This is a genomic window from Brevundimonas sp., assembly GCF_031082345.1.
Taxonomy (GTDB): domain Bacteria; phylum Pseudomonadota; class Alphaproteobacteria; order Caulobacterales; family Caulobacteraceae; genus Brevundimonas.
The window spans coordinates 1-8,460 of record NZ_JAVHLH010000118.1 but is presented as its reverse complement, the minus strand read 5'-3'; the positions used below and the strand labels follow the sequence as shown (position 1 = coordinate 8,460).

Annotated in this window: 7 protein-coding genes and 1 pseudogene; all 8 read right to left on the bottom strand. The window is 68.4% G+C overall.

Annotated elements, in window-relative coordinates; translation table 11 throughout:
• On the bottom strand, positions 1 to 301 hold a 301-nt coding region (locus tag RDU12_RS09010), incomplete at its 3' end, for a biotin/lipoyl-containing protein (protein ID WP_308684472.1).
• Between the two features lie 44 nt (positions 302 to 345).
• Entirely contained in the window at positions 346 to 3,357 is a 3,012-nt protein-coding gene (locus RDU12_RS09005; RefSeq protein ID WP_300291491.1) for a 2-oxoglutarate dehydrogenase E1 component, read from the bottom strand.
• A 217-nt stretch (positions 3,358 to 3,574) separates the two neighbouring features.
• Positions 3,575 to 4,477, bottom strand: a complete 903-nt coding sequence (gene sucD / locus RDU12_RS09000; protein WP_300291493.1) for a succinate--CoA ligase subunit alpha — start codon at positions 4,475 to 4,477, stop codon at positions 3,575 to 3,577.
• 45 nt (positions 4,478 to 4,522) lie between these two features.
• Positions 4,523 to 5,077 (bottom strand): hypothetical protein, encoded by a 555-nt coding sequence (locus RDU12_RS08995; protein WP_308684471.1) that lies wholly within the window; start codon positions 5,075 to 5,077, stop codon positions 4,523 to 4,525.
• A 45-nt stretch (positions 5,078 to 5,122) separates the two neighbouring features.
• Positions 5,123 to 5,656 carry a hypothetical protein gene (locus RDU12_RS08990; protein WP_300292372.1) on the bottom strand — a complete coding sequence of 178 codons (534 nt, stop codon included), beginning with the start codon at positions 5,654 to 5,656 and terminating at the stop codon, positions 5,123 to 5,125.
• Positions 5,656 to 6,846: an ADP-forming succinate--CoA ligase subunit beta gene (sucC, locus tag RDU12_RS08985; protein ID WP_300292370.1), complete on the bottom strand. Its 1,191-nt coding sequence runs from the start codon at positions 6,844 to 6,846 to the stop codon at positions 5,656 to 5,658. Before sucC ends, RDU12_RS08990 begins: the two co-directional genes overlap by 1 nt.
• Positions 6,847 to 7,003: 157 nt before the next feature.
• Positions 7,004 to 7,465 carry a hypothetical protein gene (locus RDU12_RS08980; RefSeq protein WP_300292368.1) on the bottom strand — a complete coding sequence of 154 codons (462 nt, stop codon included), beginning with the start codon at positions 7,463 to 7,465 and terminating at the stop codon, positions 7,004 to 7,006.
• Between the two features lie 112 nt (positions 7,466 to 7,577).
• Positions 7,578 to 8,460: pseudogene (locus tag RDU12_RS08975) on the bottom strand (MFS transporter); the annotation flags it as partial.

The window sequence follows — 8,460 nt, the reverse complement described above, 5'->3', positions numbered from 1 at the left end:
CGGCCTTCGGCGCGGGCGCGGCTTTGGCTTCAGTCTTCGGGGCTTCGGCGGACGGCGCGGCGGCCGCGCCCTCGGTGACCACCCCCAGCACGGCGCCCGGGGTCACGGTCTCGCCGTCGGGGGCCTTGATCTCGGACAGGACGCCATCGGCGGGCGACACCACCTCCAGCGAGACCTTGTCGGTCTCCAGCTCGACCAGGACCTCGTCCTTCTTGACCGGATCGCCGGCCTTCTTCGTCCACTTGCCGATGGTGGCTTCGGTGACGGATTCGCCGAGGGCGGGGGTCAGGATGTCGGCCATGGTGCGGTCCAGGTCTCGTTCAGGTCAGGTGTACCCTACGCCTATCAGGCGAAGGCGTCGGTCAGGAAGGCGTCGAGTTCTTTCAGGTGCCGGCTCATCAGGCCCGCCGCGGTCGAGGCCGAGGCCGGACGACCGACATAGCGGGCCCGTTTCGCCTTCACGTCCATCTTGTCCAGCGTCAGCTCCAGCCACGGATCGACGAAGGTCCAGCCGCCCATGTTCTTCGGCTCTTCCTGGCACCACACCAGTTCAGCGTCGGGGAAGCGGGCCAGTTCCGTCATCAGCGACTTCATCGGCCACGGATAGAACTGCTCCAGCCGCATCAGATAGACGTCGTCCCCGCCCTTGCCCTCGGCCACATCCTTCTCGCGCCGGTCCAGCAGGTCGTAATAGACCTTGCCCGAGCACAGCACGACGCGGCGGATGTCCTTGTCCGCCTTGATCCTGATCCCGGCGACCTCGGGCCGCGTCTGGGCGTCGTCGTGCAGCACCCGGTGGAACGAGCTGCCCTCGGCCATGTCGGCGAGGGTCGAGACCGCCTTCTTGTGCCGCAGCAGGCTCTTGGGCGTCATGATGATCAGCGGCTTGCGGAACGGCCGATGCATCTGGCGGCGCAGGATGTGGAAATAGTTGGCCGGGGTGGTGCAGTTGGCGACCTGGATATTGTCCTCGGCGCACTGCTGCAGGAAGCGCTCCAGCCGCGCCGACGAATGTTCCGGCCCCTGTCCCTCGTAGCCGTGCGGCAGCAGCATGGTCAGGCCGCACATGCGCAGCCATTTGCGCTCGCCGGAGGTGATGAACTGGTCGATCACCACCTGGGCCCCGTTCACGAAGTCGCCGAACTGGGCCTCCCACATCACCAAGGTGTTGGGGTCGGTGACGGCGTAGCCGTATTCGAAGCCCAGCACCGCCTCTTCCGACAAGGCCGAGTCGATCACCTCGAACTGGGCCTGGCCGCCGGACAGGTTGTTCAGCGGGACGTAGCGGGCCTCGGTGGTCTGGTCGACGATGCCCGAATGGCGCTGGCTGAAGGTGCCGCGCACCGAGTCCTGGCCCGACAGACGGACCGGGAAGCCCTCGTCCAGCAGCGAGGCGAAGGCCAGGCTCTCGGCCGTGGCCCAGTCGATATTCTCGCCGGTCGCGATCATCTCGCGCCGGCCGTCCATGACGCGCTTCAGCGTCTTGTGCATGTCGACGTCGTTCGGCAGCCGGGTCAGCCGATGCCCGAGGTCCTTCAGCGTCGCCGCCGGCACCGAGGTTTCGCCGCGGCGCTCCTCGCCGTCGGGCTGGCCGATGCCGGTCCACTGGCCATCCATCCAGTCGGCCTTCTTGGCCTCAAAGGTCTTGCCGGCCTCGAACTCGGCGTCGAGGAAGGCCTCGAAGCGCGCGACTTCGGCGTCGACCTCGGCCTGGCTGGTCACGCCCTCGGCGATGAGGCGCTCGGCGTAGATCTCGCGGGTCGACGGCAGGGCGCGGATCTTCGAATACATCAGCGGCTGGGTGAAGGTCGGGTCGTCGCCCTCGTTGTGGCCGAAGCGGCGGTAGCAGAACATGTCCACCACCACGTCCTTGTGGAATTTCTGCCGGAACTCGGTGGCCACCTTGGCGGCGAACACCACCGCCTCCGGGTCGTCGCCGTTGACGTGGAAGATCGGCGCCTGGACCATCAGGGCCACGTCCGACGGATAGGGCGAGCTGCGGCTGTTGCGCGGGCTGGTGGTGAAGCCGATCTGGTTGTTGACGACGAAATGGATCGTCCCGCCGGTGCGGTAGCCCTTCAGCCCCATCAGGGCGAAGCACTCGGCCACCACGCCCTGGCCGGCGAAGGCGGCGTCGCCGTGGATCAGCAGCGGCACGACCTTGGAGCGGTCCAGCGCCCACTGCTCCTCGGGCTTGCCGGCGTTGGCCTCGCGGATGTCGAAGGCCTGTTTCGCGCGCGCCTTGCCCAGCACCACCGGATTGACGATTTCGAGGTGCGACGGGTTGGCCGTCAGCGACAGGTGCACCTTGTTGCCGTCGAACTCGCGGTCCGAGCTGGCGCCCATGTGGTATTTGACGTCGCCCGAACCCTCGATGTCCGAAGGCACGGTCGAGCCGCCCTGGAACTCGTGGAAGATGGCGCGATAGGGCTTGCCCATCACCGCCGCAAGGGTGTTCAGCCGCCCGCGGTGGGCCATGCCCAGCACGATCTCGTCGACCCCCAGGGCGCCGCCGCGCTTGATGATCTGCTCCAGCGCCGGGACCATGGCCTCGCCGCCGTCGAGGCCGAACCGCTTGGTCCCGGGAAAGCGTTTGTGCAGGAAGCGCTCGAAGCCCTCGGCCTCGATCAGCTTGTTCAGGATGGCCAGCTTGCCTTCCTGGGTGAAGGCGTTCTGCTCGAACTTGTCGGCGCCCTCGAAGCGCGCCTGCAGCCAGGATTTCTCCTCCGGCTCGGCGATGTGCATGAACTGGATGCCGACGTGGCCGCAGTAGGTGCGCTTCAGCAGCGCCAGCACTTCGCGGATGGTGCCGGTCTCCAGTCCCAGCACGCCGTCGAGGAAGATCGGCCGATCCATGTCGGCTTCCGAGAAGCCGTAGAATTCCGGCGTCAGCTCCGGGTTCTCGTTCGGCTGCTCGATACCAAGCGGATCCAGCGTCGCCTGCAGGTGGCCGCGCACGCGATAGCTGCGGATCAGCATCAGGGCCCGGATCGAGTCATGCGCCGCGGCGCGGATGGCCTCGCTCGACACGCCGGTCGGAGCGGGGACCTCGACCGCCTTCGCGGACGCCGCCTTCTTCGGGTCCGGCTTCGGGGCCGGCCAGCGGCCGTCGAAAACGGCGGCTTCCTCGGTCGGCTCGGTCACGCCGGAGCGGCCCCATGCCCCCGCGGCGCCGGCGGCCTTCACCGTCTCGGCGTTGTCGCGCAACTGGTCGAAGAAGGCGCGCCATTCGCCGGACACGGAGGCCGAATCGGCGGCCCATTTCTCGTGCAGGTCCTCGATGAACGAGGCGTTGGAGCCATACAGGAAGCTGGTCTCGGCAAAGACCTGGTTCAGCCGACCGGCATCGTCCGCCATTGTTCTCGTCACGTCCCTAGGGGCGGCCGCGCACGTCTGCGCGATGCCGGCGCTGCTGATATAGGCGCTGTTTCCTTATGGGTCATGACCGAATGGGGGCGAAAGGGCGGAAATTCGCGGGAATTCGACAAATTTCACCGGTTTCGTGCCACACAGGTGTGACATTGGTCTTGTCATCCCGGACGCCGCCCGGCGGCGACCCGGGACGACAATCCGGTCAGCCCTTCAGCACTTCCACCAGGGTCGAGCCCAGCCGCGCCGGCGACGGCGAGACGCGGATGCCGGCGGCTTCCATGGCCGCGATCTTGGACTCGGCGTCGCCCTTGCCGCCCGAGACGACGGCGCCCGCGTGGCCCATGGTGCGGCCCTTGGGCGCGGTGCGGCCGGCGATGAAGCCGACCATCGGCTTGCTGCGGCCGCGCTTCGCCTCGTCGATCAGGAACTGGGCCGCGTCCTCCTCGGCCCCGCCGCCGATCTCGCCGATCATGACGATCGACTGGGTCTCGGGGTCGGCCAGGAACAGCTCCAGCACGTCGATGAATTCGGTGCCCTTGACCGGGTCGCCGCCGATGCCGACGGCCGTGGTCTGGCCCAGGCCCTCGTTGGTGGTCTGGAACACCGCCTCATAGGTCAGGGTGCCCGAGCGCGAGACGATGCCCACATTGCCCTTCTTGAAGATCGAGCCCGGCATGATGCCGATCTTGCACTCTTCGGGGGTCAGGATGCCGGGGCAGTTGGGGCCCAGCAGGCGGGACTTCGACCGGTCCAGCCGCGCCTTGACCCGCACCATGTCCAGCACCGGAATGCCCTCGGTGATGCAGGTGATGAAGGGCATCTCCGCGTCGATGGCCTCGATGATGGCGTCCGCGGCCCCCGCCGGCGGGACATAGATCACGGTCGCGTCGGCGCCGGTCGCTTCCTTGCCTTCGGCCACCGAGGCGAAGATCGGCAGGGTCTCGCCCTCCGACCCGTGCCACAGCTCGCCGCCCTTCTTGGGGTGCACGCCGCCGACCATCTTGGTGCCGTAGTAGCGAAGCGCCTGCTCGGTGTGGAAGGTGCCGGTCTTGCCGGTCAGGCCCTGGACGATGACCTTGGTGTTCTTGTCGACGAGGATGGACATGAGGTTCTCGGAAGGTGATCTGAAGGGGGTCGGTCGCGCTGAAAGTCAGTTCGCCGGACGGGTTCGGGCCAGTTCGTACCGGAAGCTGGTCGCCTGGCTGGTGGCGAGGATCGCATAGCCCGCGGCGAGCGGGGCGTCGGGGGCCGGAGCGACCTTCCGGCCCTCCCGAATTTCCCAGGTCCACATGCGCAGCGGGCCCTCGACCCGGCTCGGCGGCAGGCCGACCCACTGCTCGATCTCGGGCGACGCATCCCAGACCTGGGCCTGCCGGAAGCCGAAGACGTTGCAGACGACGGTGGCGAGTTCGGCGTCGCTGTCGGCGGACAGGCCGGTCATCAGCACGAAGATCCCGTTGGGGGTGGCGGCCAGTCTGCCGCGGGCGTCGACCGCCCGGGTCGCGTCCGCGAGCTCCTGCAGTCGCGCGGCCGGGATCTCGCCCCAGCCCGCCGCCTCGGCGGTCGCATGAGCCCTCGCGGCGTCGGCGTCGGTGTCGAGGCACATGGCCTTGAAAAGGGCGAAGGACTCGTCGGCCGCGGCCGCGCCGGCGCTCAGGCCGAGCGCCGCCGCCAGCGCCAGGGCGAAGATCGAACGGCGAGGCATCAGCCCTGACCTGCGTTGACGAGGGTCTCGAATTGCCCGTGCATCCTACTGGCCTCCGGCGGACACGGCGGGGGCCGGGCCCTCCACAACGTACTGGCGCGAAAGGGAGATGGATACCGCCGGGCCGGAGTGAGCGGTGGAATAGATCAGCGTATGTCGACCCAAGGTGGACCATGCCCGCGTGCCCTCGCCACCCAGCTGGAGAGGTTCGGTTTCCGCCGTCAGGCCGAGACTTTCTGCGAGCACCCCGACCGCGCCGGAAAGGCCGTCTTCCGGGTCCTGCACACCTACCGTGCAGACAGACCCGACCGAGCGATCCCCGTCGCCGATCGCGCCGGCATTGACCAGCATCACCACGGCGTCGCCCGCCCGGTACATGACGCTCCACCCGCCGGACGCGCTTTCAGAACGACGGCTGGCAGATACCCATCGCCGCGAGCGGGCCAGTTGTTCAAATGCATCGCGACGCATTTCCGTCGTCACGCAGGCGTCGCGCAGCAGCTGGACGACCTCGGCGTTGCGAGGCGGAAGAGCCGCGGGTCCGGCCAGCGCAACTGCGAGGGCGAGCGCCGCCGGCATCAGCCGACCGCCGCGACGATCTTCTGGGCGGCGTCGTCGAGGTCGTCGGCCGCGGTGATGGCCAGGCCCGACTCGTTGAGGATGCGCTTGCCCTCGTCGACATTGGTGCCTTCCAGGCGCACGACCAGCGGCACCTTCAGGCCCACTTCCTTGACCGCCGCGACCACGCCCTCGGCGATGACGTCACAGCGCATGATGCCGCCGAAGATGTTGACCAGGATGCCCTGCACGGCCGGGTCGGCGGTGATGATCTTGAAGGCCGCGGCGACTTTTTCCTTGGAGGCGCCGCCGCCGACGTCGCAGAAGTTGGCGGGCTCCTTGCCGTACAGCTTGATGATGTCCATCGTCGCCATGGCCAGGCCGGCGCCGTTGACCATGCAGCCGATGTTGCCGTCGAGGGCGACATAGGCGAGGTCCCATTCCGAGGCCTCGATCTCCTTGGCGTCTTCCTCGGTCTCGTCGCGAAGCGCCTTGATGTCCTCGTGGCGGAACAGGGCGTTGCCGTCGAAGCTGACCTTGGCGTCCAGCACGCGCAGGCGGCCGTTCTCCATCACGATCAGCGGGTTGATCTCCAGCATCGACATGTCCTTGTCGACGAAGGCCCGGTACAGCGTCGGGAACAGGGTCTCGCCGTCCTGGGCGGCCGCTCCGTCCAGCTTCAGGGCGGCGTTGATCTTCGCCACGTCGCCCTCGGTCACGCCGGCTTCCGGGTCGATGACGATGGTCTGGATCTTCTCGGGCGTGTCGTGGGCCACGGCCTCGATGTCCATGCCGCCCTCGGTCGAGACGACGAAAGCGATGCGGCCATACTGACGGTCGACCAGCAGCGAACAGTACAGCTCGCGGTCGATGTCGGCGCCGTCCTCGATGTACAGGCGGTTGACCTGCTTGCCGGCCTCGCCGGTCTGGGCCGTCACCAGGGTGTTGCCCAGCATCTCCCTGGCATGGGCCACGACCTCCTCGATCGTCTTCGCCAGACGCACGCCGCCCTTGGCGTCGGGGCCCAGTTCCTTGAACTTGCCCTTGCCGCGCCCGCCGGCGTGGATCTGGGACTTCACGACATACAGGGGCCCGGGCAGCGACTTCGCCGCCGCTTCGGCCTCGTCGACCGAGGTGATGGCCACGCCGGCCGCGACCGGTGCGCCGAAACCCTTCAGGACCTGCTTGGCCTGATACTCGTGAATGTTCATGGATGCCGCCTTCGGGGGAGAGTCGGGCGCTTATAGGACCCCGGCCTTCGCGGGTGCAACCGGCAGCGGGCGCCGGACAGCGAAACGCCCCCCGCCGGTCAGGCGAGGGGCGCTGCTACATTTGGGTGGACCGGGCCGCGGTCGGCCCGGCGCCCGCCTATTTGATCGGCCGGATGGCGGTCAGGCTGGTGCTGTCCGGCTCGCTGGTGACCTGGACGAAGGTCACGTCGCCGGCGCGATAGGCGTCCGTGTCGGGCGCATAGGCGTACAGGCCCGGGTTGCCCTCGACGGCCATCGACACGCCGCCCAGCACGCCGGCGATTCCGGCGGTCAGCTCCGGCTGGGCCGGCTGGCTGGTGAGCATGCAGGCCAGGCGCCGGCCGTCCGGAGCGGCCTGTTCGCCGACCACCAGATTGCGCTCCACGCCTTCGCCGGCGTGGGTCCAGACGGTCAGCCCGTCCTGCTGGACCGGGCTCGACCAGGCGCCCTGGGCCGCGGTGGCGGCGGTCACGGCGGCGACATCGCCCTTGGTGGCGAGGCACAGGGCCTTGAAGTCGTCGGCGGCGGGCGCGGGCGCGGCGCTCGTCACGGCGGCGGCGAACAGAAGCGTGGCGATCATCGAAATCGTACTCTCATGTGACAGGGGGAGGACCGGGCGCGAGCCCGGGGATCGAGGTCAGTCTGACCCGAAAAACAGCGTCAATATGGCTGGGACGGGGCCGGCTTCGGCCTCAATCCACCCAGTCGCGCTTCAGGGTCCGCGAGGCGCCGATCAGCAGCACGGCGGCCAGCAGATAGAAGCCCATCCCGGTGTAGATCGCCCAGCGCAGGCTCTCGTCGCCGAAGCGCGGGGCCAGCAGGTCGCTCATCCAGCCGAAATAGTAGAAGCCGACCGCGATCCCCAGCAGGTTGTTGATCAGCAGGAACAGGGCCGAGGCCGTCGACCGCATCCCGGCCGGAACCAGATGCTGCACGGCCGCCGTGACCGGTCCCAGCCAGGCCAGGTTCAGGCCGGTCGGGATCAGGAAGATCAGGAAGGCGACGATCAGCTGCTGGGCGTTGGTGCCGCCGCCCGGGAAGATCAGACCGATCAGCCACGGTGAGTTCATCGCCAGGATGAAGCAGGGTGCCGAGATCAGGAAGGCGATCGCCGGCGTCAACGGATAGGCGCCCTTGCCGCGCTTCGACAGCTTGTCGGCGATGAAGCCGCCCATCCAGATGCCGAGCGTGCCCCCGACCATGGCGATGCCGGCGTAGTACCAGGCCGTCTGACCCAGGGTCAGGCCGAAGCTGCGCATGAAGAACAGCGGCAGCCAGCCGGCGACGCCGTAGCCGCAGATCGACGACGAGGCCGCGCCCAGCGCCAGCAGCCAGAAACTCTTCTTGGGGATCACCGACGAGGCGGTGCTGCGGGCGATCCACAGCGAGATGCCGATCACCGTCGCCAGCAGGCCGCCGAAGCCCCAGGTCAGGGCCGGATTCTGCTCGCCGGTGACCAGATACATCACCGCGGCGGTTGACAGCGCCGTGGCGCCGACCAGCAGCATGACCATCGAGGCGACGGCGCCCACGCGCTTGGAGGCCGGCGCCGCGGGCGCTGCGGGGGCCGCCGGC

Excerpts from the sequence above, each read along its gene's own strand:
- sucC (WP_300292370.1), bottom strand. The coding sequence starts at position 6,846 with ATGAACATTCACGAGTATCAGGCCAAGCAGGTCCTGAAGGGTTTCGGC.
- RDU12_RS08980 (WP_300292368.1), bottom strand. The coding sequence starts at position 7,465 with ATGATCGCCACGCTTCTGTTCGCCGCCGCCGTGACGAGCGCCGCGCCC.
- RDU12_RS08995 (WP_308684471.1), bottom strand. The coding sequence starts at position 5,077 with ATGCCTCGCCGTTCGATCTTCGCCCTGGCGCTGGCGGCGGCGCTCGGC.
- RDU12_RS08990 (WP_300292372.1), bottom strand. The coding sequence starts at position 5,656 with ATGCCGGCGGCGCTCGCCCTCGCAGTTGCGCTGGCCGGACCCGCGGCT.
- sucD (WP_300291493.1), bottom strand. The coding sequence starts at position 4,477 with ATGTCCATCCTCGTCGACAAGAACACCAAGGTCATCGTCCAGGGCCTG.
- RDU12_RS09005 (WP_300291491.1), bottom strand. The coding sequence starts at position 3,357 with ATGGCGGACGATGCCGGTCGGCTGAACCAGGTCTTTGCCGAGACCAGC.